Source organism: Streptomyces sp. NPDC032091 (assembly GCF_055580265.1).
This window is the reverse complement of sequence record NZ_JBVILR010000025.1, coordinates 105630-128210: the sequence shown is the minus strand read 5'-3', so window position 1 is coordinate 128210 and position 22581 is coordinate 105630. Positions and strand designations below refer to the sequence as shown.

General features: G+C 75.6%; 15 protein-coding genes. 9 read left to right on the top strand and 6 right to left on the bottom strand.

Annotated features, from left to right (window positions below; all coding sequences use genetic code 11):
• Window positions 1-111 precede the first annotated feature (111 nt).
• The gene (locus ACZ5NJ_RS31610; protein WP_468769326.1) at window positions 112-2376 is read right to left on the bottom strand and encodes an MMPL family transporter; all 2265 of its coding nucleotides are present in this window, start codon (window positions 2374-2376) and stop codon (window positions 112-114) included.
• 344 nt (window positions 2377-2720) lie between these two features.
• On the opposite strand from ACZ5NJ_RS31610, the gene ACZ5NJ_RS31605 reads away from it, so the two are divergent.
• From ACZ5NJ_RS31605 to ACZ5NJ_RS31595, 3 genes are all read left to right on the top strand, one after another.
• Window positions 2721-3485, top strand: coding sequence for an SDR family NAD(P)-dependent oxidoreductase (locus ACZ5NJ_RS31605; protein WP_468769325.1), 765 nt, complete (start codon window positions 2721-2723; stop codon window positions 3483-3485).
• A 75-nt stretch (window positions 3486-3560) separates the two neighbouring features.
• The gene (locus ACZ5NJ_RS31600; protein ID WP_468769323.1) at window positions 3561-6545 is read left to right on the top strand and encodes a BTAD domain-containing putative transcriptional regulator; all 2985 of its coding nucleotides are present in this window, start codon (window positions 3561-3563) and stop codon (window positions 6543-6545) included.
• Between the two features lie 476 nt (window positions 6546-7021).
• Window positions 7022-7828 (top strand): dimethylarginine dimethylaminohydrolase family protein, encoded by an 807-nt coding sequence (locus tag ACZ5NJ_RS31595; RefSeq protein WP_468769321.1) that lies wholly within the window; start codon window positions 7022-7024, stop codon window positions 7826-7828.
• Window positions 7829-7897: 69 nt separating this feature from the next.
• Here the strand turns inward: ACZ5NJ_RS31595 and ACZ5NJ_RS31590 are convergent, their stop codons facing one another.
• Both ACZ5NJ_RS31590 and ACZ5NJ_RS31585 read right to left on the bottom strand, forming a co-directional pair.
• Window positions 7898-8737, bottom strand: coding sequence for a DUF4097 family beta strand repeat-containing protein (locus ACZ5NJ_RS31590; RefSeq protein ID WP_468769319.1), 840 nt, complete (start codon window positions 8735-8737; stop codon window positions 7898-7900).
• 90 nt (window positions 8738-8827) lie between these two features.
• Window positions 8828-9352: a toxin-antitoxin system HicB family antitoxin gene (locus tag ACZ5NJ_RS31585; protein ID WP_468769317.1), complete on the bottom strand. Its 525-nt coding sequence runs from the start codon at window positions 9350-9352 to the stop codon at window positions 8828-8830.
• Between the two features lie 156 nt (window positions 9353-9508).
• Here ACZ5NJ_RS31585 and ACZ5NJ_RS31580 point away from each other — a divergent pair, with 156 nt between their 5' ends.
• From ACZ5NJ_RS31580 to ACZ5NJ_RS31570, 3 genes are all read left to right on the top strand, one after another.
• Window positions 9509-10756 (top strand): FAD-dependent monooxygenase, encoded by a 1248-nt coding sequence (locus ACZ5NJ_RS31580; RefSeq protein ID WP_468769315.1) that lies wholly within the window; start codon window positions 9509-9511, stop codon window positions 10754-10756.
• A 72-nt stretch (window positions 10757-10828) separates the two neighbouring features.
• The gene (locus ACZ5NJ_RS31575; RefSeq protein ID WP_468769314.1) at window positions 10829-11416 is read left to right on the top strand and encodes a TetR/AcrR family transcriptional regulator; all 588 of its coding nucleotides are present in this window, start codon (window positions 10829-10831) and stop codon (window positions 11414-11416) included.
• Window positions 11413-12318, top strand: a complete 906-nt coding sequence (locus tag ACZ5NJ_RS31570; protein WP_468769312.1) for an alpha/beta fold hydrolase — start codon at window positions 11413-11415, stop codon at window positions 12316-12318. Before ACZ5NJ_RS31575 ends, ACZ5NJ_RS31570 begins: the two co-directional genes overlap by 4 nt.
• A gap of 9 nt (window positions 12319-12327) precedes the next feature.
• Here the strand turns inward: ACZ5NJ_RS31570 and ACZ5NJ_RS31565 are convergent, their stop codons facing one another.
• Together ACZ5NJ_RS31565 and ACZ5NJ_RS31560 are read right to left on the bottom strand one after the other, a co-directional pair.
• Window positions 12328-12969 (bottom strand): TetR/AcrR family transcriptional regulator, encoded by a 642-nt coding sequence (locus ACZ5NJ_RS31565; RefSeq protein WP_468769311.1) that lies wholly within the window; start codon window positions 12967-12969, stop codon window positions 12328-12330.
• A 149-nt stretch (window positions 12970-13118) separates the two neighbouring features.
• The gene (locus ACZ5NJ_RS31560) at window positions 13119-17072 is read right to left on the bottom strand and encodes a type I polyketide synthase (protein WP_468769310.1); all 3954 of its coding nucleotides are present in this window, start codon (window positions 17070-17072) and stop codon (window positions 13119-13121) included.
• A 243-nt stretch (window positions 17073-17315) separates the two neighbouring features.
• Between ACZ5NJ_RS31560 and ACZ5NJ_RS31555 the strand changes: the two genes are divergently transcribed.
• A complete protein-coding gene (locus tag ACZ5NJ_RS31555) occupies window positions 17316-18554 on the top strand; it encodes a hypothetical protein (RefSeq protein WP_468769308.1) in 1239 nt (412 codons plus the stop codon).
• 112 nt (window positions 18555-18666) lie between these two features.
• Window positions 18667-19515 (top strand): zinc-binding dehydrogenase, encoded by an 849-nt coding sequence (locus tag ACZ5NJ_RS31550; protein WP_468769306.1) that lies wholly within the window; start codon window positions 18667-18669, stop codon window positions 19513-19515.
• 176 nt (window positions 19516-19691) lie between these two features.
• On the opposite strand, the gene ACZ5NJ_RS31545 is transcribed toward ACZ5NJ_RS31550, so the two are convergent.
• The gene (locus ACZ5NJ_RS31545) at window positions 19692-21281 is read right to left on the bottom strand and encodes an FAD-dependent monooxygenase (RefSeq protein ID WP_468769304.1); all 1590 of its coding nucleotides are present in this window, start codon (window positions 21279-21281) and stop codon (window positions 19692-19694) included.
• An 84-nt stretch (window positions 21282-21365) separates the two neighbouring features.
• On the opposite strand from ACZ5NJ_RS31545, the gene ACZ5NJ_RS31540 reads away from it, so the two are divergent.
• The gene (locus ACZ5NJ_RS31540; RefSeq protein WP_468769302.1) at window positions 21366-22433 is read left to right on the top strand and encodes an aldo/keto reductase; all 1068 of its coding nucleotides are present in this window, start codon (window positions 21366-21368) and stop codon (window positions 22431-22433) included.
• The last annotated feature ends 148 nt before the right edge of the window (window positions 22434-22581 follow it).

The window sequence follows — 22581 nt, the reverse complement described above, 5'->3', positions numbered from 1 at the left end:
CCCCCCCCCCCCCCCCCCCCCCCCCCCCCCCCCCCCCCCCCCCCCCCCCCCCCCCCCCCCCCCCCCCCCCCCCCCCCCCCCCCCCCCCCCCCCCGGTACGGGTGCGCGGGGTCAGGCGGAGTAGTCGTGCCGGGCCTCGGCGCGCTCGGCGGTCCGGGGGGCCGGGCCGCCCTGGGCGACCGGGACGGAGCGCGGCCGGTCCAGCCTCTCGCCCTCGACGTCCATGTCGGGCAGCAGCCGGTCGAGCGGGCGCGGCAGCCACCAGGCGGACCGGCCGAGGAGGGCGAACAGGGCGGGGACCAGGGCCATGCGGACCACGAAGGCGTCGAAGAGGACGGCGGTCGCGAGGCTGAAGCCGACCATCTTCACGAAGTCGTTCGTCTCCAGGATGAAGCCGGAGAAGACGCTGGTCATGATGATCGCGGCGGCGCTGACGACGCGTCCGCCGTAGCGGAACCCGGTGACGACGGCCTCGGTGGGCGTTGCGCCGTGGACGTACGCCTCCCGGATCCGGGTCACGAGGAAGACCTCGTAGTCCATCGCGAGGCCGAACACCACGCCGATCATGAAGATGGGGAGGGTGCTCATGATCGGGCCGGGCTGTTCGATGCCGAGGACGTCGGCGAACCAGCCCCACTGGAAGACGGCCACGACCGCGCCGAGGGCCGCGGAGACCGACAGGAGGAAGCCGAGGGCCGCCTTCAGCGGGACCAGCAGCGAACGGAAGATCAGGACCAGGAGCAGGAAGGCGAGTCCGACGACCAGCCCCAGGTAGGGCAGCATCGCCTCGTCCAGGGTGCGGGAGAAGTCGATGAACAGGGCGGTCTGCCCGGTGACCAGGATCTCGGCCCCGGTGTCCGCCCCGATGGCGCCCGCCTTCGCGCGGAGGGTGGCGACCAGTTCCTCGGTCCGGTGCTCGGTGGGTCCCGAGGACGGGACGACGCCCAGGACGGCGGTGTCACCGGCGGCGTTGGGCGTCGCGGGGGTCACCGTGGCGACGCCCTCGACCGCCGCGAGTTCCCGGCCGACGGCGCCGGCCGCGGCGGCCGCGTCCTTGGCCTGGACGGTGACGGTCAGCGGGCCGTTGAAGCCGGGCCCGAAGGACTCGGACAGCATGTCGTAGGCCTTGCGCTGGGTGGTGTCCGGCGCCATGGTGCCCTCGCCGGGCAGGCCGAGCCGGAGGCTCGTGGCGGGCACGGCGAGGGCACCGAGGCCGAGGACGCCGACGGCCAGGACCAGCAGGGGACGGCGTACGACGAACTGCGCCCAGCGGGTGCCGAGGTTGGGCTTGGTGCGTGCGGCGAGCCGGTCGGCCCGGCGCTGGAGGCGGGGGGTCGGCGGCTTGCCCTGGAGGGCCCGCCGCTCCAGGCGGGGCATGACCTTGACCGGGGCGAAGCCGAGCAGGGCGGGGACGAGGGTGAGCGCGATGAGGACGGCGATGGCCACGGTGCCGGCGGCGGTGAGGCCCATCTTCGTGAGCATCGGGACGTTGACGACGGCGAGTCCGGCGAGCGCGATGATGACGGTGAGGCCGGCGAAGACCACGGCCGAGCCGGCGGTGCCGACGGCGCGGCCGGCCGCGTCGGCGCGGTCACGGCCCTCGGAGATCTCGGCGCGGTAGCGGGAGATGATGAACAGGGCGTAGTCGATGCCGACCGCGAGGCCGATCATCATGGCCAGGGTGGAGGTCGTGGCGGACAGGCCGAGGGTGCTGCCGAGGGCGGTGACGGCGGCGCTGCCGACGGCCACGCCGATGACGGCGGTGAGCAGGGGCATGCCGGCGGCGACCAGGGAGCCGAAGGTGAGCAGCAGGACCACGGCGGAGACGAGGATGCCGATGCCCTCGGCGCCGCCCATGGCGGCCTCGACCTTGACGGCGTCACCGCCGGCCTCGACGGTCAGGCCGTCGGCCCGGGCCTTCTCCACTACCGCGTCGAGGCCGTCGTGCGCCGCGTCGGTCAGCTTGAGGGCGGAGACCTTGTACCCGGCCACGGCGTAGGCGGTGGTGCCGTCCTTGCTGACGGTGCCGGTCGTGAAGGGGTCGGAGGCCGAGACCACCTCGGGTGCCTTGGCGAGGGCGGCGACGAGGCCTTCGACCTTGGCCTTCTGGACGGGGTCGGAGACCTTCTGCCCGGCCGGGGCGCGGACGACCACGCGGGCGGTGGCGCCGTCGGCGCTCGCGGCGGGGAACTTCTCCTTGAGCACGTCGAAGGCCCGCTGGGACTCGGTGCCCGGCATGGAGAACGTGTCGGCGGGCGGCGGCGGGGCGGTGGAGGCGGCGAGGCCGACGGCGACCAGGACGGCGAGCCACAGCAGGGTCACCAGGCCCCGCCGCCGGAAGGCGAAGCGGCCCGTCTTGGAGAGGAAGGTGGCCATGGCGCAACAGACTCCCAGGCAGGGGAGCGGGCCCGTACGGCACCGCTCCGATCGATGGCGCCACTATGGCACACACATGGCGCTAGAGGGGAGTCACTCCGGCACTCTGTCTGACGCCATGGCGGCGGGCGACGGCGCCAAAAACCTTCGAATCCGGGCAGATGTTTCCCCCGGTAGCCCCGAACCACCCTTGGATCATGGCGACTCCATGCAGGCGCCACCATGACACCACCACGACTCCACCAGGAGCGGTGAGTGGGCGGTGAGCGCGCGGTGAGCGGGCCGGACGACTGTGGTTCCCGTCGCCGGACCACGGAGGTCCGGCCCGGTACGAGGAGCAGGTCATGGGCACGCTGAACGGCAAGACGGCACTGGTGACGGGCGCCTCCCGGGGGATCGGCCGGGCGGTGGCGCTGCGGCTGGCGGCCGAGGGCGCCCTGGTCGCCGTCCACTACGGCGGGAACGAGGAGGCGGCCCTGGAGACGGTGGCACGGATCGAGGAGGCGGGCGGCCTCGCCTTCGCGGTGCGGGCCCGCTTCGGGGAGGAGGGCGCGGTGGACGCCCTGTTCGAGGGGCTGACCGCCGGGCTGGGCGGGTGCGGGCTGGACATCCTCGTCAACAACGCGGGCATCGGCTCGGGCAGTTCGATCGGCCAGGTCACCGAGGAGGAGTTCGCCCGGCTGCTGGCGGTCAACGTCACCACCCCCCTCTTCGTGGTCCAGCGCGCCCTGCCGCTGTTGAACGACGGCGGGCGGATCGTCAACATGGGCTCGACGGCCAGCCGCTTCGCGGTGACGAGCCAGATCGGCTACACCGTCACCAAGGCGGCCCTGGAGGCGATGGCCCCCACGCTGGCCAACGAGCTCGGCCGGCGCGGCATCACGGTGAACACGGTCGCGCCGGGCGCCGTCCGCACCGACATGACCGCGGGCTACACGGCCGTCCCGGAGGTCGTGGCCGCCCTGGAGGGGATCACGGCGCTCGGGCGGCTCGGCGAGCCGGAGGACGTGGCCGACGTGGTCGGGTTCCTGGCGGGGCCGCAGGGGCGGTGGGTGACCGGCCAGACCGTGGACGTCTCCGGGGGGACCTGGCTCGGGCCGCTCGGCTGACCGCCCGTGCCCCCGCCGGCCGGCCCGCCGGCCGGCCGATCATCGGATGATCGACTCCCGTGGATAATCACAGCCATGCGGTTCTCCATCCTCGGTGAGACTCTGGCCCGACGCGACGACGGCGCCGAGGTCCCCCTGGGCGGACCCGCCCGGCGCGCCCTGCTGACCCTGCTGCTGGCGCGCCCCGGGGAGGTGGTGGCGGCCGAGCGGCTGGCGGACGAACTGGCCCCGGACGGCTCCCTGTCGGCGCACGCCCTCCAGTCCCAGGTGTCCCGGCTGCGCGCGGCGCTGGGACCGGCCGTGATCGAGCGGGCCGGGGCGGGGTACCGGGCGGCCGTGGACCCGGAGGACGTGGACGCGGGCCGGTTCGAGCGGCTGGCCCGCGAGGGCCGGGCCGCGCTGGCCGCCGACGACCCCGTACGCGCGGCGGAACTGCTGCGCGGCGCGCTGGAGTTGTGGCGGGGACCGGCCCTGGCCGACCTGGCCCACCTGGCGGAGGGAGACACCGCCCGGGCGGCCGGCGTACGGCTGGAGGAGCTGCGGCTCGGGGCGCTGGAGGACCGGATCGAGGCCGAGCTGCGGCTCGGCGGCCACCGGGCCGCGGTGGCCGAGCTGCGGGAGCTGACCGGCCGCCACCCGCTGCGCGAGCGCCTCGCGGCCCTGCTGATCCGGGCCCTGTCCGCGGAGGGCGGGCAGGCCGAGGCGCTGGCGGTGTACGAGGAGACCCGCACCCGGCTGGCCGATGAGCTCGGCAGCGACCCCTCCGCCGAACTGGTCGCCCTGCACCGGGAGTTGCTGGACTTCGACCCCTCCCCGACGCAGGTCCGCCCGCCCGCCCGGCTGACCTCGTTCGTGGGGCGCGCCGATGAGGTCGCCGAGGTGGCGGCGATGCTGCGGGTGGCGCGGCTGGTGACGCTGGTGGGGCCCGGCGGGGTGGGCAAGACCCGGCTGTCGGCGGAGGCGGCGGAGGCCGCCGCAGACGACGTGTGCTTCGTCGAGCTGGCCCCGCTGCGCGAGGGCGCCGGCCTGCCGGGGGCGGTGCTGGCGGCGCTGGGGCTGCGCGAGAACGGGCTCCGGCTCGGCGGAGGCGGCGGCCAGGGGCCCGTCGAGCGGCTGGCGACGGCGCTGGCGGACCGGGTGCTGCTGCTGGTCCTGGACAACTGCGAGCACCTGGCCGAGGAGGCCGCCGCGCTGGCCGGGCGGCTGCTGGCGCTCTGTCCCCGGCTGCGGATCCTGGCCACCAGCCGGGAGCCCCTCGCCGTCATCGGGGAGCACCTGTGGCAGGTGCGGCCGCTCGACGACGCGGCGGCCGTACGGCTGTTCACCGAGCGGGCCTCGGCGGTGCGGCGCGGGTTCACGGCGGTCCCGGGGCCGGTGGAGCGGATCTGCGCGGCCCTCGACAACCTGCCGCTGGCCATCGAGCTGGCGGCGGCCCGGCTGCGCACGATGGACGTGGAGGACCTGGCGGAACGGCTCGACGACCGGCTGGGGATGGCCGCCGCCCGTGCCAACCGCGGCGCGGACGAACGGCACCGCACGCTGCGCGCGGTGGTGGCGTGGAGCTGGGACCTGCTGTCCGAGCCGGAGCGGCGGGCCGCCCGGCGCTTCACCGTGTTCCCCGCGGGCGCGACGGCCCGGACGGCGCTGGAGGTGTGCCGCGCAGGGGGCGGGGAGCCGGACCGCGGGGCGCTCGACGCCGAGGGGCTCGACGCCGAGGGGCTCGACGCCGGGGTGCTCGACGCCGGGGTGCTGGAGTCGCTGGTGGACAAGTCGCTGCTGGAGTGGGCGGGCGGGCGCCTGCGGATGCTGGAGACGATCCGCGCGTACGGCGCCGAGCGGCTGCGGGAGGCGGGCGAGGACGTGTCCGCCGGCGAGGCGCACGCGCGTTACGTACGGGAGCTCGTGCGCGCGGCCGATCCGCAGCTGCGGGGCGCCGGACAGCCGGAGTGGCTGGAGCGGCTGGCGGCCGGGCACGGCGACCTGCTGGCGGCGCTGGACCGGGCGGCCGGGGAGGGGCGCTGGGACGCGGCGCTGGAACTGCTGGCGGCGGCCTCGGCGTACCTGTGGATCCGCGGGGTGTCCGGGTCGGTGGCGGCGTGCGCGGCGGCGGTGCTGGACGGCGTCGGGGACGCTCCGCCGGCCGGGCTGGGCGAGGAGTACGCGGCGTGCGTGCTGCTGGCGGCGGCCGGCCCGGGCGGGCCGGCGGCGTGGCGGCGCCACCGGGCGCGGGCCGGACGCCTGCTGGCGGCCGCGTGGGCGCGGGAGGGCGCGGGCGGGCGGTACCCGGTGGTGCTGCTGGTGTGGATGCTGCGCAACGCGGCGGAGGCCGATCCGATGGAGGCGTTCGCGCTGGTGTCGGCGCAGCGCGGGCGCGCCGAGCCGTGGGTGCGGGCGGCGGCGGCGTACGTGTCCGGGTTCGGGCCCCTCGGGGCGGGCGACCCGGCCGCCGCCGAACGGGACTTCGCCGAGGCCGCCGAGGGGTTCCGGGCCGTCGGCGACCTCTGGGGCCGCGCGCTGGTCCTGGACGTGCTGGCCGGTATGGCGGCGGCGCGCGGGGACCGGTCGGGGGCGGTGGCGCTGACCGACGAGGCCCTGGCGCTGACCGAGCGGCTCGGCGCTCTGGAGGACAGCGCCGACCTGCTGGTCAACCGGGCCGACCACCTCGCGGACGCGGACCCGGCGCGGGCCGGCGCCGACTACGCCCGGGCCGCGTCCCTGGCCCGGCGGGCCGGGGGCTCCGCGGCCCTGGGGGCGGCCCTGCGCGGGCTCGGCGACCTGGCCCTGCGGGACGGGGACCCGGCGCGGGCCCGGTGCCTGTACGAGGAGGCCCTGGAGCGGATCGACCCGCACTGGGTCAAGAGCGCGGGGAGCCGGGTACGGGCCCTGGCGGGCCTGGCCCGGGTGGCGCGGTCGTACGGGGACCATACGACGGCCCGCTCCCGCTCCGCCGAAGCCGCCGCGGCGGCGGCGTCCGTACTGGGCGACCCCACCCCGGCGTCCCTGCGCCTGCTGGGCCTCCCCGAGGACGTCATCGACACCCTGACCACCGGCACGCCCTGACGGAGCCTCCGGGGGCGGCCGGACGGGACCGCGCCGCCGACCGGCGCCGGGAGCGCTGTGCGCCGTACGCCGCAGCGGGAGCGGGCCGGGTGGGGCGGGGGCGTCCCGCCGGCGGGACAGGGGTGGGAGGCATTGCCCGGCGGAGGCCGGACTTGCCATGCTCGAACGCGGTGACGCGCCCGCCCGGGCCGTCCCTTCCGGATCCTGCTCGTCCGGCCCACGCCGGGAGTTGCCCCCGGACCCCCGCCGCCCGGCACCGCACCGCACCGCACCTCGTCGCGTCGGCGGAGCACGGAGTACGCGCGGCGGGGAGCCGTGTGCGCCGTCCGGCGCGGGACCCGGCGACCCGTCCGGGCCGGGCGCAGACCACCTGCCGGCCGCCTTCCGTTCCGCTCCGGTCCGCCCGGCTCTGCCACCGTCCGGACCAGTCAGTCCCGCCACGCCGCGCCCCTCAACCCCGCCCCTGGAGTCGATGGATGAACACCGAACTGCTGATGTCCGACGCCACCCACTTCCGCATCGACTACGTCATCAACCCGTACATGGACACGCGCGTCCAGCCGGACGCCCGGGCCGCCGTCGCCGAGCACGACGCCATCGCCGCCGCCCACCTCGCGGCCGGCCGGACGGTCCACCGGATGCCGTCCGCGCCGGAGTGCCCCGACATGGTGTACACGGCGAACGGTGCCTGGGTGTGCGGCGACCGCGCCGTGCTGGGGGACCCGCCCGCCGCCCGCGCCGCGGAGATCCCCTACTTCCGGTCGTGGCTGAAGGAGAACGGCATCGACGTGTACGACGCCCCGTACTCCTTCAGCGGCCAGGGCGACGCCCTGGCCTGCGGGGACCTGCTGCTGGCGGGCCACGGCCGGCGCACGGACCGCCGGATGCACGAGGTCCTGGCGGACCTGACGGGCCACCAGGTGGTGCCGCTGCGCACGGCCGGCGAGCAGTGGTACGACCTGGACCTGGCCGTGGCCGTGATCGACGAGGCCACGCTCGCCTACCACCCGGACGCCCTGGAGCCGCAGAGCGTCGGTCTGCTGCGCTCCCTCGGGCTCGACCTGATCGAGGTCGGTACGGAGGAGGCCCGGGCCTTCGCCCTCAACCTCGTCAGCGACGGCACGACGGTGACGATGACCACCGGCGCGCCGCGGCTGGCCGCGACCCTGCGCGAGCGGGGCAGCACGGTGGTCGAACTCGACACGGCGCAGCTGCGCAAGGGCGGCGGCGGCGTCCGCTGCACCGCCCTCACCCTGGACAACCCGGTGCCGGCGGCCCGCTGAGGCCCGGGCCCGGCGGGCGGGGACGGCGGACCGGAGGGCGTGGGCCGGTCCGCCGCCGGGCCGGGTCCGTCAGGCGGCGCGGGTGATCACGATGTCGCCCATGGCGGTGCGGGCCCGGACCTCGACGACGCCCTCGGAGCCTTCCGGGCCCTCGGAGGGGCCGAGGGCGTTGTGCACCTTGCCCAGGCGGGAGGTGACGTCGAGCCAGGCGGCGACGGACCCCCGGATGCCGATGTCGATCCGGCCGGCGGCGGTCTGGAGGTCGGCCCGGCCCCGGGCCACCTCGCCGATCCGGATGGCGCCGTTGGCGGTCCTGGCCGCGACGCCGGCGTGCGCCCGCTCGACGGTGATGGCGCCGTTGGAGCTGTTCGCCCGTACCTCTCCGGTGACCTCGCCGATCTCGGTGTCGCCGTTGAGGTTCTTGACGGTCGCCGCCCCGTCGACCCGGCCGATGCCGATCCGGCCCGCGCCGTGCACCTCGGCGTCGCCCGCGCAGTGGTCCAGGCGGACGTCGCCGTGGCCGGTGCGCAGTTCGGCCGGGCCGGCCTGGGCCACCCGGATGTCGCCGGCGCCGGACTTGACGAAGCACGCGCCGAAGACCCCGTCCAGGACGAGGGGGCCGACTCCCGTGACGGCGCGGACGCGGGAGCCCGCCGGCAGCTCGACGCGCACCTCGACCGAGCCGATCCGGCCGAACGGGAGGCGCTTCCTCGGGCCGCGCACCGTCAGCGTGCCGTCGGCGTGGTCGACCCTGCTGTCCCGGGCCGCGCGCTCGTCCTCCGGGTCGCCGGGGGCGGCGGGGAGCACCTCGACGACCGTCTCCGGTCGCGCGCCGGCCGTGACGCGGACGGATCCCGCCTCGATCTCGACGGAGAGGGCGATCGGTGCGGGGGTCTCGAAGCTCTGCATGGCGGTCCGATCCTCATGACGTGGTGCGGGGTCCCGCGGGTCGGGCGGGCGAGGGGGTACGGGAGGGCGGGGCGGCCCGGCGGCGCGGGGTCAGCGCACCCAGCCGGTGTAGCTCTGTCCGGCCCGGGTGCGGCGCAGCCCCGCGGGCGGCTGTTCGGCGGCGGCCCCGGACAGGGCCGCGGAAAGGGTGCGGACCACCCAGGAGTTGACGGAGATCCCCTCGCGGGCCGCCGCCTCCTCGGCCCGGGCCTTGAGGTGGGCGGGCAGGCGGAGGTTGATCCGGGCCGTCCCGCCCTCCTCGCCCTCGGGGAGGGGGGCGGGGGCCGGTGCCGCGGCCGGGGCGGCCGGGCGCTCGTCGTACGCGGGCTCGGTCTCCGGGACGGTCACGACGAACTCGGGGTCCAGGCCGCGCAGCCGTACCGACACCGATCCCGGCGCCAGGTCCCGCGTGACCTCGTCCATCGCGTCGGACAGGGCGCTCAGCAGGGTGAGCCGGGCGGCCGACTCCAGCGGGGCGGTCAGCCGGCCGGCCAGGGCGCGGGCCTCGTCCCCGCCCGCGTCGGCGGCGACGGCGAGCTCGTGCCGGAGGTTCTCTACGTACGGCCTCAGATCCATGGCGCCATTATGGTGCATCCGTGGCACCATGGCCAGAAACGGCATGGGCCGCGCCGCGCACGGGCGGCGCCCCCCCGGGGGGCGACCGGGCGTCCCGGCCCGGGCGGTGAGCCGGCGGTGAGCGCCCGGTGAGCGCCCCCGCGCAGGCTGCTCCCCATGACGAACACGCCGCACACGCCGAACACGCCGCACGCCCTCCCGCAGACCGCCGCCCGGACCGTCCTGATCTCAGGCGCCTCCGTCGCCGGCCCGGCACTGGCCTACTGGCTCCACCGCCACGGCTTCGCCCCCACGATCGTCGAGCGCGCCCCCGCCCTGCGCGAGGGCGGCTACGCCGTCGACTTCCGCGGCGAGGCCCACCTGACGGTGCTGCGCCGCATGGGCATCCTGGACGAGCTCCGGGCCGCCCGGACCGGTACCGGCTCCATGTCGTACGTCAACGCCGCGGGCAAGCCGCAGGCGAAGCTGCCCGCCGACCTGTTCGCCGGGGACCTGGAGGTGCTCCGGGGCGACCTGGCCCGGATCCTCCACGACGCGACGAAGGAGCACACCGAGTACGTCTTCGGGGACTCCGTCACCTCCCTCACCGAGGACGCCGACGGCGTCCACGTCACCTTCGAGCGCGGCGCGCCCCGCCGCTTCGACCTGGTCGTCGGCGCCGACGGGCTGCACTCACGCACCCGCGGCCTGGTCTTCGGGCCGCACGAGCGCCACGTCCGGCACCTCGGCGTCTACTGCGCGGTGTTCACCACCGACAACCACCTCGGCCTCGACCGCACCGGGCACTGCTACCGCACCGCCAACCGGCTCGTGGCGATGTACAGCGGCCGCGAGCGGAGGGAGGCCAAGGCCGTCTTCTACTTCGGCTCCCCGCAGCTCGGCCTCGACCGGCGCGACGTGGCGCGCCAGCAGGCGCTGCTCACCGAGCGGTTCGCGGGCAACGGCTGGGAGAGCGACCGCCTGCTGGAGCGGATGCGCAGCGCCCCGGACTTCTACTTCGACTCCGTCGGACAGGTGCACATGGACAGTTGGTCGCGCGGCCGGGTCGTCCTGCTCGGCGACGCCGCGTACTGCCCGTCCTCCCTGTCGGGCATGGGCTCGGGGCTCGCGCTGGTGGGCGCGTACGTCCTCGCCGGGGAGCTCGCCGCCGCCCGCGGCGACCACCGCACCGCCTTCGCCCGCTACGAGCAGGAGATGCGGGCGTACGCGGAGGGCTGCCAGAAGATGGGCGACGGGGTGGCGAAGCTGATGGTCCCCGAGAGCCGGCTGCTCGCGGGCCTGCTCAACCGCTACTACAAGGTCATGCCGTACCTGCCGGGCAGGAACATGCCCGCGAAGATGGCCCGCAAGGCCGCCGAGAACATCACCCTGCGCGACTACACGCCCGCACCGGCGGTCCGTTGACCCGCTGGACAACCCCAACCTAGAGGCTCTAGGTTAATGCCTAGGGTGACCAGGGAGCCAGGGAGGCGGCACATGGTGCGCGCAGGACTCAACGCCGCACGGCTCACGCAGGCGGCCGCCGAGATGGCGGACGAGGTGGGGATCGAGAAGGTCTCGCTGTCCGCGCTGGCCCGGCGGTTCGGCGTCAAGGACGCGAGCCTGTACGCGCACGTGCGCAATCTGCGGGAGCTGCGGGTGCGGGTGGCGCTGCTGGCCGGTGAGGAGGTGACCGGGCGGATCGCGGTCGCCGTGGCCGGGCGGTCGGGCAAGGACGCGCTGGTCGCGTTCGCCGACGCCTACCGGGAGTACGCCCTGGAACACCCGGGCCGATACGCCGCCTCGCAGATGCGGTTCGAGCCGGAGGAGGTGGCCGGCTCGGCGGGGCTCCTGCGCAGCGTCGAGCTGACCTACGGGATGCTGCGCGCCTACGGGCTGGAGGACCCGGACCTGACGGACGCGGCCCGGCTGCTGCGGGCCACCTTCCACGGTTACGTCCACCTGGAGCTGAGCGGTGCCTTCGGCCATTCCCGCGAGGTCCGCACGTCCTGGGCGCGCGGGCTCGACGCACTCCACACGGCCCTGACGAACTGGCCGCCGAAGAACGAGGGGGACCCACGATGACCACGCCCACACCGACGCCTACGCCCACGCCCACACCGACGCCCGCGTCCGCACCCGTCACCGGGACGCTCGCCGTCCCGGGAGCCACCCTGTACCACGAGCGGCGCGGCAGCGGCCCCGTCCTGCTCCTGATCCCCGGCGGAGGCGCGGACGCCGGACTGTACGCGGGAATGGCCCCGGCCCTGGCCGCCGCCGGACGCACGGTGGTCTCGTTCGACCCCCGGGGCCAGTCCCGCAGCACCCTCGACGGCCCGGCCGGCGACCAGCGGGCGGAGGACTGGGCCGACGACGCCCGCCGGATCCTGGACCTGCTCTCCCCCGGCGCGCCGGCGGACGTCCTCGGGTGCAGCGCCGGCGCCGTCGCCGCGCTCGCCCTGCTGGCCCGCCACCCGGAGCGGGTGCGCCGGGTGGTGGCGCACGAGCCGCCGCTGGTGGAGGTGCTGGAGGACCCGGCGCCGTACCGGGCGCTCTTCGCCGAGGTGCGCGAACTGGCGCGGACGCAGGGGCCGGCGGCCGGAACGGCCCACCTGGCCCAGGGCCTGGGCGGGACCCCGGAACGGGACGGGGCGGACGGGGCGGACGGGCCGCCCGCCGAACTGCCGCCCGAGATCCTGGAGATGGCGCCGCGCATGTACGCGAACCAGCCGTTCTTCCTGGAGCACGTCCTGTACCCGTTCACGTCGAGCACCCCGGACCTGCCGGCCCTGAGGGCCTCCGCCGACCGCCTCGTCCTGGCGGCCGGCGAGGACTCCCGCGGCATCCCGGCCCTGCACGGCCCCGCGACCCGCCTGGCAGCCCTGACGGGCGGAGCCTTCACGGAATTCCCGGGCGGCCACGTCGGCTGCGCCGAACACCCGGCCCGCTTCGCCACCCGCCTCCTGGAGGCCCTCGGCGGAAGCTGACGCCGCGCGTCAGGAGCGGTCGAGCGAGGGCGGCATGATCCCGTCGAGCACGGTCTCGCAGGCGCGGACGAGGTCGGCCGACAGGTCCCTCTCGCCCTCCGGGCTGCGCACCCAGCGGAACACGGTGCCGAGGTAGACGTCCCGCAGGAGCAGGCCGGCGAGGGCCGGGTCCGTGTGCTCGGGGACCCGGCCGCGCCGGAACGCCTCGACGACGAACTCGCTCAGCATGTCGCTGAGGAAGGGCTCCTCCTGGAGGAGGTAGCCCGCCTTGACCCAGGCCGTGGTCAGGGCCCGGGTGAGGGCGCTGTCGCGCAGGCTGATGTCGGCGAGCAGCACCATGCACTCCAGGAGCGCGCGGCGGGGGTCCTCCTCGGTGGCGGTGGCGAGGCCCTCGCGCAGCACGGCGCGGCGCTTGACCCCCCATTCGGTGATGAGGTCCTCCTTCTTCTGGAAGTGGTTGAAGAAGGTCCCGCGCGCCACGTCGGCCTTGTGGGCGATCTCGTCCACCGTGGTCTGGTCGTAGCCCTGGCTCGCGAAGAGCTGGATGGCCGCGTAGTAGATGCTGTCCCGGACGCGCTGCTTGTTGCGCTCCCGGCGGCCCAGCGGGGCGAGGGGGGTTTTCGGCGCATCCTCGGTGATGCTCATGGTCATGTGATCTCCTGTCGCGCGACCGCCGGCGCGCGGGGCCGCCGGCCTCCTGACCAGCCAGCGGCGGGAGATGGCCCGCCGCACCGACACCAGACCTTTTGTATCACGATCAATTAATGAATCACAGTCCATTTTCCATGGTCATGCACACGTCATGCGGCTGCCTCCGCGGTGAGGGCCCGGATGCTCTGGCCGCCGAGCAGCCGGCGCGCCGGGACGTCCCAGTCCAGGGTGCTCCGCAGGTCACGGCTGAGCTGGGTGGCCGTCAGGGAGTCGATGCCGTAGTCGCGCAGCGGGCGCCGCACGTCGATGCGTTCGGGGGCCATGCCGAGCACCCGCGCCGCCCGGGCGACGAACTGGCCCGTGCGGTCCGCCGGCTGTCTCCCGTACGCGTCGTCCGCGCTCGCCCCCGTCTTCGCCCCCGCCTCCCCGCCCGGCTCCGCCCGCTCCGGCGCGCGCGCCGCCCGGTCCGCGGAACCGGGCACGTGCGGCGCGGGTTCCACGGCGCCGCGCAGCCGTCCGAGGGCCCCGGCGGGGCCGCGGAGCGCACCGGCGGCTGCCGAGGCGGTCCGCAACCGCACGGACAGGACGGCCTGGAGCCGGGTCGCCATGGGCGGGGCGGCGCCGACGCGGCGCAGCCGGATGCCGTGGAACTCGGCGAGCAGCCGGCCGTCCGCACCGATGACGTGGACGGACGCCCGGACGCGGTCGCCGCGCAGCAGGGGGGCCACGGCGGCGTGGACCCAGAACTCCTCGGTGAGGTCCGCGTGGAAGCGGACCTGTTCGAAGGCCTCGACGGTGTAGGCCCGGTGGTCGCCGGGGGTGCGGGGCAGGGCCGCGAGCACGGGGAGGAAGCAGGCCTCCCAGGCTCCGTGGGCGGGCATGCCCGGGCCCGGCCGGGACATCTGGGCGACGGCCTCGCCGCCGCGCAGCCACAGGTGGCGCAGGGTCCGTACGGCGGGCAGCACCTCGTAGCCGCGGCGGGCGGCGCCGGCCAGGAACTCCCGGGGCGTCAGGTGGCGGCGGCAGCGGGCGAGGGCGGCGTCGAGGTCGGAGCGGCCGTAGCGGGAGGGCAGGGCGGGGCCGGTGCGGACGTCGGCGCGCAGGCAGGCGACCGGGTCCGGGCCGACGGTGTCCGCGCGGGCGGTGAAGACGCCGGGCCGGGCGGCGTCCAGCCGGATGCGGACGGTGCGGGGGGCGCCGTCCTCGGCCGGGGCCTCCACGAACCCCTCGCCCACGAGGACCCGGCTGAGGGTGACGTCTTCGGCGCGGGCGGCGGTGGAGGCCAGGTCGTGCAGGTGGGCGAGGTGGGCGACCGGGGGGACGGGGGTGAGGCCGTGCAGCCGGACCCCGGCGATGCGGTGGTCGTACGGGATGTCCGCGGCATGGCTCTCGCCGCCGGGGGCGGGGGCGGCCGTCACCTCGCGGCGCAGCCGTTCGGTCTCCCAGGGGTAGGCGGGCAGCGGGGCGGGGCGCACCGCGTCACGGAACCAGCGGTCCCAGCGCACGGGGCCGCCGAGGGTGAAGTAGGCGCCGAGCGACCGGGCCAGGGACAGGTCCTCCTGCTGCGGCAGGCGGCGGTCGGTGGAGGCGACGACGGCCGCCGGGGCGCCGAGTTCCTCCAGGGTCTCCTCGACGGCCGGGGTGAGCAGGGGGTGGGGGCCGATCTCGACGAAGACGTGCTCGGCCTCCTTGGCCAGGTGCCGGACGGTGTCGGCGAAGCGGACCGGACGGCGGAGGTTGTCCGCCCAGTACCCGGCGTCGAGTTCGGTTCCGTCGAGGTGGGCGGTGCGGACCGTCGAGTGCATCGCGGTCCGGGCGCGGCGGGGGGTGAGGTGGGCGAGCAGGTCGAGCAGGTCGTCGCGCAGCGGGTCCATGGCCGGGCAGTGGGAGGCGACGTTGGTCCGTACGAGGCGGTGGAAGACGCCCTCCTGCTCCAGCCGGCGGCCGGTCCGGCGCAAGGCGGCCCGGTCCCCGGCCAGGACGGTGCTGCTGGGGCCGTTCTCGGCGGCCACGCAGACGCCGGGCTCGTCCGCGACGAGGTCCCGGGCCCGGTGCGCCGGGAGTTCCACGGCCATCATGGCGTTCTGGCCGGTGGTGCGCTGGAGCAGGGCGCTGCGGCGGCAGATGACGGCGGCGGCGTCGGCGAGGGAGAGCGCTCCGGTGGCGGCGGCGGCCGCGGCCTCGCCCATGCTGTGGCCCACGCACACCTCCGGGTCGACGCCCATGTCGCGCCAGTGCGCGGCGAGGGCCGTCTGCACGGACCACAGCAGGGGCTGGACGGTGTCGACCCGGTCGGGGAAGGAGTCGGCGTCGGCCCCGGCGAGCACCTCGCGCACGGACCGTCCGGTCTCGGCGAGGACGGCGGCGTCGCAGGCGTCGAGGGCGGCGCGGAAGGCGGGCGAGGAGGCCAGCAGGGAGCGGCCCATGCCGGCCCACTGGGCTCCCTGGCCGGGGAAGACGAAGACGGGGCGGCGCGGGCCGCCGAACCCGGCCTCGCCGGTGCCGCCGTCGGGGGTGGGGCGGTCCTGGGCCAGGGCGCGCAGGGTGCGGGCGAGTCCGTCGTGGTCGGCGCCGCTCGCCCAGAGGCGGTAGGGGTGGGCGTCGCGCTTGAGGGCGGCGGTGGCGCACAGGTCCCACAGCGGGTGGGCGCGGCCGGCTCCGCCGGGGGCGAGGTGCGCGGCGTGGGCGGCCGCGAGGCGGCGCAGGGCGGCGGGCGAGTGCGCGCTGAGGACCAGCAGGTGGGTGGGGCGGTCCGGGGGCAGTTCGGTGAGCCCGTGCGGGAGCGCCGCGGGCCGGGGGGCGGGCGAGGCGACGACGACGTGGGCGTTGGTGCCGGACAGCCCGAAGGAGCTGACGCCGGCCACGACCGGTCCGTCCGGACGGCCGGGGTCCACCGGCTCGTTGCGGGTGACGAGGCGGAGGGGGGCATCCGGCCCGTCGAGTAAGGGCTGCGGGCTCGTCGCGTGCAGCGAGGCGGGGATGAGGCGGTGCCGGGTGATCAGGACGGCCTTGAGGAGGCCGGCGATGCCCGCCGCCGCTTCGGCGTGGCCGATGTTGGTCTTCACGGAGCCGATCCGCAGCGGCCGGTCGGCGGGGCGGTGGCCCCGTACGGCCTCGGCGAGGGCGAGGAGTTCGACCTCGTCCCCCGTGGGGGTCCCCGTCCCGTGGGCCTCGACGTAGTCCAGCCGGCCGGGCTCCGCGCCGGCACTGCGCCAGGCACCCCGGATCATCGCCGTCTGGCCGTGGACGGCCGGGCGGATCAGGGAGCCGCTGGCGCGGCCGTCGTTGGTGACGGCGCTGCCGGGGAGCAGGGCCAGGACCGGGTCGCCGGCGGCGAGCGCGTCGCGCAGGCGCTTGAGGACGACGACGGCGACGCCCTCGCTGCGGACGAAGCCGTCGGCGGCGGTGTCCCCGAACCGGCAGCGTCCGCCGGGCGAGAGCATCGCGGCCTGGGAGTAGGCGACCGCCTCGTGGGGGGAGAGGATGACATTGGCCCCGCCGGCGACGGCGAGGTCGCTCTCGCCGGCCAGCAGGCTCTGGCGGGCCATGTGGACGGCGACCAGGGACGAGGAGCAGGCCGCGTCGAGGGTGACGCTGGGCCCGCGCAGGTCCAGGTCGTAGGAGATGCGCCCGGCGGCCATCGCCCGTACGCCGCTGCCCGCGACCTCCCGGAGGGTGTGGGCGTTCAGGTTCTCGCCCCGCGTGTACTCCGCGGTGGCCTGGCCGATGAAGACGCCGGCCTGGGTGCCCGCCAGGAACGAGGGCCGGATGCCGGCCTCGTCCAGCGCCTCGCGCAGGACGAGGAGCAGGAGCCGGTGCTGGGGGTCCATGGCGGTGGCGTCCGCGGGGGCGATCCCGAAGAACTCCGGGTCGAAACCGAAGGGATCGTCCAGGAAGCCCCCGTAGCGCGAGTCCGTCTTGCCGGGTACGCCCGGCCCGGGTGCGTAGTGCGCGTCGATGTCGAAGCGGTCCCGGGGCACTTCCGTCACCGAGTCGGTGTTGGCGACCAGGTTGTCCCAGAACTGCCCCACGCTGTTGGCCTGGGGGAACCTGCACCCCATGCCGACGACCGCGACGGTCGTTTCTTCCTTCCACGCTTCCACGAGAGCCCCCTCGTCCGATGTGAGTGCGCGGGAGCCACCTCCCCGCAGCTCCACCGCGCCTCGATCGTAGTTCAAGTCTGTACTTGAGAACAATGATGGATCGGAGGTCAGATCCGGATGGGCCCACTCCGCGAACTATCCCACTTCCCAAAGTTGTTGGCCTGTAGTAGAAAGTTAGACCCAAGCCCAAGAATGAACTCCAGTCAGACCCGAGAACCCGTGCACGAGAAGGGGTGAACTCCATTGGCTCCGCGCACGTCACAGCACACGGCGTTATCAGGCACCGGAGCGGAAGCGGGGGCAGGATCCGGGGAAGGGGCACCGGCCGACCCCGCCGCACTGGACGATCTGCTGCGCCGGGCCGTCCGGATCCCCTCGCTCCGGGCCAAGTACGCCGCCCTCCCGACCGCCGGCCCGGTGCGGCTGACGGACCTTCCGGTGCTGAGCCGGCGGGAACTGGCCCTGGCGACGGAGGAGGTCCTGGCCTCCGGGAGCCAGCCGGCCGGCTCGTTGATCTGGGCGGACGGCGGCACGGTCCGGACGCCCGCGCTGAGCCTGCTGCCGGCCGACATGTTCGCCGAACGGGTGCGCGGCGCGTGGAGCCCGCTCGGCCCCTCCGACGTCCTGACGAACCTGCACTCCTGCGAACGCCTGCGTCCGGACCACCAGTTCTTCAACCGCTTCGCCGCCGCGTCGGGCGCCTCCTGTCTGCCGCTCGGCCCGCTGCCGGACGGCGCGCAGGACGCGTGGCTGGACTTCTTCGCCCGGACGGGGGTGACCGCCCTGAGCGCCCCGCCCGAGACCGTCGCGAGGCTCGCGGGCGCCGCCGCCGCCGGACGGCCGCTGCCCTGGCTGCGCACGCTGCTGCTGGGCGGCACCCTGCACGACACGACCTCGGACGCGCTGCTCTCCGACCGCTTCCCCTACACCCAGGTCTGGCGCCTGTACGGGTCGCCGGCCACCGGGGTCGCCGCCCAGCACGGGCCGCACTGCCTCTCCGGGCTCTACCACCCGCTGCCGCACCAGCACCTCGAAGTCGTCGACGGCCGGGTCCTCGTGACCACCCTCGACCCGCGCCGCGACCCGCCGCTGCTGCGGTACGCGACGGAGGAGCGCGCCGAGTACGCCACCTGCGTCTGCGGCGCCGCGGGGCCGGCCGTCCGGCTGCTGGGCCCCGCCGCACCGCACTTCCGGCTCCACGGGCGCGGCGTCTCGGCCCGGGAGCTGGTCGATTCCGCCCTGGCCACCGGGGAGGTGACGGCGGCGCAGGTGGCCGTGGGCCGGGAGCAGCGGGTGCAGCTGCGGGTCCTCCTCGCCCCGGGGGTGCCCGACGACCACTACACGCACGACTGGATCCGCTACCAGGTGCTGGAGAGCCGGCTCAGCCTGCCGGCCTTCGTCCTGGATCAGCCCGAGTCCTTCGACGTGGTCTCCGTGGACCGCATCGACGGCGCGTCCGTGCTGGCCGCCGATGAGTTCTGACGCCCGCCGTCCGCCCGGGCGAAGGCCCGGCCGGACGCCGTACCACCCGCCCCACCGAACGCCGGATCACGAGCCGTACGAGGAAACACCACCAGGTACGAGAGGAATTTCCATGTCCTACCAGTCCCACACCCTCCCTTCCCCCCGGGGCGCCGCCGACCAGGCCGAGGACGAGATCCTGATCGCGGTGCGCGCGGTGGCCCCCGAAATCGACGAGATGATCCGGGCCGAGCCGCTTCCCGAGGGCTGGCTGCCGGGCTGGGACGTCGCCGGGGTCGTCCTCAAGGCCGCTCCGGAGGGGTTCAGCCCGCAGCCCGGCGACCGGGTGGTGGGTGTGGCCACGGGTACCGAGTGGGGGTCGTGCATGACCCTCCCCTCCGAGTACGCCGTGGTCCTGCCCGACCACGTGAGCTTCGAGCAGGCCGCCGCCCTGCGGGTGGCGGTGCTGACCGCGCTGCGCCTGATGCGCGGTGCCGGCTCGGTGACCGGTCGCCGGGTCCTGGTCACCGGGGCCGGCCGGGGCATCGGCCGGCTGCTGGTGGAGCTGGCGTCCGCGCTGGGCGCCGAGGTCACCGCCGTGGTGCGGGACGCCGGCGAGGCCGCGGCGACGGCCCGGCTGGGGGCCCGCCGGGTGGTCACGGCGGACGCGGTGGCGGAGGACGTCGAAGGCTCCTTCGACGTCGTGTACGAGGCCGCCGCGGGCGATCTGGTCGCCGCCGGGCTGGGGCTGACCGCCGCCGGCGGGACGGTGTTCCTCTACGAGAGCTTCGCCCCGCAGGGCGCGGACATCGGCTTCTTCCGGTTCTTCGGCGGGCCCGAGCAGGCGGGGCTGCGGCACTTCGTCTTCCGTACCGCGACGCCCCAGGACCGTGAACTGGCGCAGCTGCTGGACCTGCTGACCACGGGTGAGCTCTCCCTCGGGCGCGCGGCGGCCCGCGACGGGGAGCGGGCCGCGGTCTGATCCGGCCCGGGCGTGCGGGCCCGGGCACCGTACGAAGGGGGCGGCCCCGCGGCCGCCCCCTTCGGGCGTCCCCCGGGCGGTACGCACGGCGCGGCGCGGCGGTACGCACGGCGCGGCGCCGCCCCCGGCACCGGAACTCGGTGTCGGGGGCGGCGCCGCGGCGTGCGTACCGGGCTTCAGGCGGCCGTGGCCGGCCCGAGCCAGGCGGCGAGCTCCTCCAGCAGGCGGCCGGTGTCGCGTTCGTGGCCGTGCGCCGCGATGTGCCCGTCGGGCCGGATCAGGTAGTAGCCGGCCCGGCCGCAGCCCGTGCGGCGGCGGACGGATCCGGCGGCCAGGTCCACGGCGCGCACCTGCGGCCAGGGTGCCGCGAGCGAGCGGAGCTGGGTGCGCCAGGCGACGGAGCCCTCGCCCCGGCAGACCACGGCGAGGGTCCAGGAGGGGGCTCCCGCCGCGGGGCCGGCGATCCCGTGCGGGAGGGCCAGCTCCCTCGGGAAGACCCCGCCCACCTCCAGGGCTCCGGGCAGCTTCGCGCGCAGGGCGCAGCCGGTCCGGCCGGACGGCAGCTGGGTGGCCCGCCGCGCCGGGTAGGACAGGCGCCGGCCCGCCATGACGGGGGCGTAGAGCCGGAAGGCGCCCGTACGTTCGGCGGTGCGGAACGCCGCGTCCCGGGCGGCGACGGCCAGCGGGCCGCGCACCATCCAGCCCCGGGTCTGGACGTCGGTGTCGCGCACCACCCGGCGGACGACGGCGGAGCGCTCGTTCCCGTAGCCGAGGAGCAGGTCGGCGGGGGCCTCGCCGTGCACGACCGCGGCGATCTTCCAGGCGAGGTTGTGCGCGTCCTGCATGCCGGTGTTCATGCCCTGGCCGCCCGCGGGGCTGTGCACGTGGGCGGCGTCCCCGGCGATGAAGACCCGGCCCAGCTGGTAGGCGCTCGCGTGCCGGGCGTGGATGCGGAAGACGGTCTCCCACAGGGGTTCGACGAGGCGGACGCCGCGCGGGCCGCGTTCGTCGACGATCTGCTGCATCCGCTCCAGTCCGGCGCTCTCGCCGGGGGCGAGGCTGGAGAAGAACCGGTAGACCCCGCCGGGGAGCGCCACGATGACGAGGGCTCCGCTCGGCGACTGGTAGTACAGGGCCTGGTCGGGCGGCAGGGCGCCCTCGATCCGGGCGTCGACGAGGGCGAAGGCGCTCTCGTACGTGCTGCCGTCGAAGCCGCTGCCCAGCTGGGCGCGGACCGCGCTGGAGGCCCCGTCGGTGCCGATGACGAAGGGGGCCCGGGTGCGCTCGATCCGGCCGTCGGAGTGTTCCAGCACGGCGGTGACGGGGCCCGTGCCCTCGATGCGGCCGGCGAAGTCGAGGCCCTCCAGGGTGAGCAGGCGTACGCCGTGCTCGACCTTGCCGCCGAGGGAGAGCAGCCGGCGGCGCAGGACCGCCTCGGTCTCGTTCTGCGGCAGGCAGAGCGGGGCGAGGTCCTGGGGGAAGTCGAAGGTGGCGAGCCGCCGGCGCTCGGAGAAGTAGCTGAAGGCGTTGATCTGCAGGCCCTCCGCGCGCAGTTCGTCCAGGATGCCCAGGTCCTCGAAGAGGTCGAGGCTGCGCGGCCACACCAGCAGGGCCTTGGGCAGGGGCGAGGGCTCGGGGGCACGGTCGACGACGCGCACGCGCACGCCGCGGCGCAGCAGTTCGCAGGAGGCCATCATGCCGGCCGGGCCGGCGCCGACGACGAGGACGTCGTAGGGCTCGGGCTCCGGGGGCGGTGTGGTGGTCATGCGCTTCTCCATCTCATTGACGACTACTATCAGATGTCTTATGGTTCATCGCAATCTTATACACCGAGAGCAGGAGAAGAGAAGATGCGCTACCGCTACCTGGGCGACACCGGCCTGTCCGTCTCCGAACTGTGCTTCGGCGCGATGACGTTCGGCGGCGCGGCGAGCTTCCTGGGGGCCGAGGACCGCAACTGGTCCGAGTTCGGCACCGTCGACGACTCCAACGTGCTGCGGATGATGGACCAGGCCCTGGACGCCGGCATCAACTTCTTCGACACCGCCGACGTCTACAAGAACGGCATGGGCGAGGAGTTCTTCGGCCGCACCCTGGGCAAGGTCCGCGACCGCGTCGTCATCGGGACCAAGGGCCGCTGGCGCATCACGGACGACCCGAACGACGTCGGCGCCACCCGGCACCACCTGTTCGCCGCGGTCGAGGCCAGCCTGCGGCGGCTGAACACCGACTACATCGACCTGTACCACATCCACGGCTTCGACCCGCGGACCTCGCTGGACGAGACGCTGCGCGCCCTGGACGACCTGATCCGCTCGGGCAAGGTGCGCTACATCGGCGTCTCCAACTTCGCGGGCTGGCAGCTGATGAAGGCGCTGTCCGTCTCCGAGCGCCGCAACCTCAACCGGTTCGTCTGCTACCAGGGCTACTACAACATCGCCGCCCGCGACCTGGAGCGCGAGATCATCCCGCTCGCCGTCGACCAGAACGTCGGCATCACCGCCTGGTCCCCGCTGGCCGGCGGCTTCCTCACCGGCAAGTACCGCCGGGGCGAGGGCCGTCCCGAGGGCAGCCGGCTCTCGCAGCGCACCGCCGCCGAGTCGGCGCCGCTGACCGACCCCGACCAGGCGTACGACATCGTCGACACGATGGCGCAGATCGCCGAGGACCGCGGGGCCACCGTCGCGCAGGTCGCGCTCAACTGGGTGCTGGCCAAGCCGGCCATCGCCTCGGCCGTGGTCGGCGCGACCAAGCCGCACCAGCTGGCGGACAACCTCCAGGCCATGGAGTGGACGCTCACCGAGGACGAGCTGGCCCGCCTCGACAAGGTCAGCGAGACCCCGGCGCCCTACCCGTACTGGCACATCGGGACCGTGGGCGCCGACCGCAAGCTGCCGGGCGACGTCTACCCGGCCTGATCCCGCCGCCCCCGCCGCCTTCCCCCGCCGGCGGGGGGCCGGCGCGGGGGGGGGGGGGGGGGGGGGGGGGGGGGGGGGGGGGGGGGGAGAAGGGGGGGGAAGAGAAAGGAGGGGGAGGAAGAGAGGAGGGAAAGGGGCCGGGAAAAGG

Bases quoted from the DNA above. Each gene is read 5' to 3' on its own strand.
- ACZ5NJ_RS31610 (WP_468769326.1), bottom strand. From the start codon at position 2,376: ATGGCCACCTTCCTCTCCAAGACGGGCCGCTTCGCCTTCCGGCGGCGG.
- ACZ5NJ_RS31605 (WP_468769325.1), top strand. From the start codon at position 2,721: ATGGGCACGCTGAACGGCAAGACGGCACTGGTGACGGGCGCCTCCCGG.
- ACZ5NJ_RS31600 (WP_468769323.1), top strand. From the start codon at position 3,561: ATGCGGTTCTCCATCCTCGGTGAGACTCTGGCCCGACGCGACGACGGC.
- ACZ5NJ_RS31595 (WP_468769321.1), top strand. From the start codon at position 7,022: ATGAACACCGAACTGCTGATGTCCGACGCCACCCACTTCCGCATCGAC.
- ACZ5NJ_RS31590 (WP_468769319.1), bottom strand. From the start codon at position 8,737: ATGCAGAGCTTCGAGACCCCCGCACCGATCGCCCTCTCCGTCGAGATC.
- ACZ5NJ_RS31585 (WP_468769317.1), bottom strand. From the start codon at position 9,352: ATGGATCTGAGGCCGTACGTAGAGAACCTCCGGCACGAGCTCGCCGTC.
- ACZ5NJ_RS31580 (WP_468769315.1), top strand. From the start codon at position 9,509: ATGACGAACACGCCGCACACGCCGAACACGCCGCACGCCCTCCCGCAG.
- ACZ5NJ_RS31575 (WP_468769314.1), top strand. From the start codon at position 10,829: ATGGTGCGCGCAGGACTCAACGCCGCACGGCTCACGCAGGCGGCCGCC.
- ACZ5NJ_RS31570 (WP_468769312.1), top strand. From the start codon at position 11,413: ATGACCACGCCCACACCGACGCCTACGCCCACGCCCACACCGACGCCC.
- ACZ5NJ_RS31565 (WP_468769311.1), bottom strand. From the start codon at position 12,969: ATGACCATGAGCATCACCGAGGATGCGCCGAAAACCCCCCTCGCCCCG.
- ACZ5NJ_RS31550 (WP_468769306.1), top strand. From the start codon at position 18,667: ATGTCCTACCAGTCCCACACCCTCCCTTCCCCCCGGGGCGCCGCCGAC.
- ACZ5NJ_RS31545 (WP_468769304.1), bottom strand. From the start codon at position 21,281: ATGACCACCACACCGCCCCCGGAGCCCGAGCCCTACGACGTCCTCGTC.
- ACZ5NJ_RS31540 (WP_468769302.1), top strand. From the start codon at position 21,366: ATGCGCTACCGCTACCTGGGCGACACCGGCCTGTCCGTCTCCGAACTG.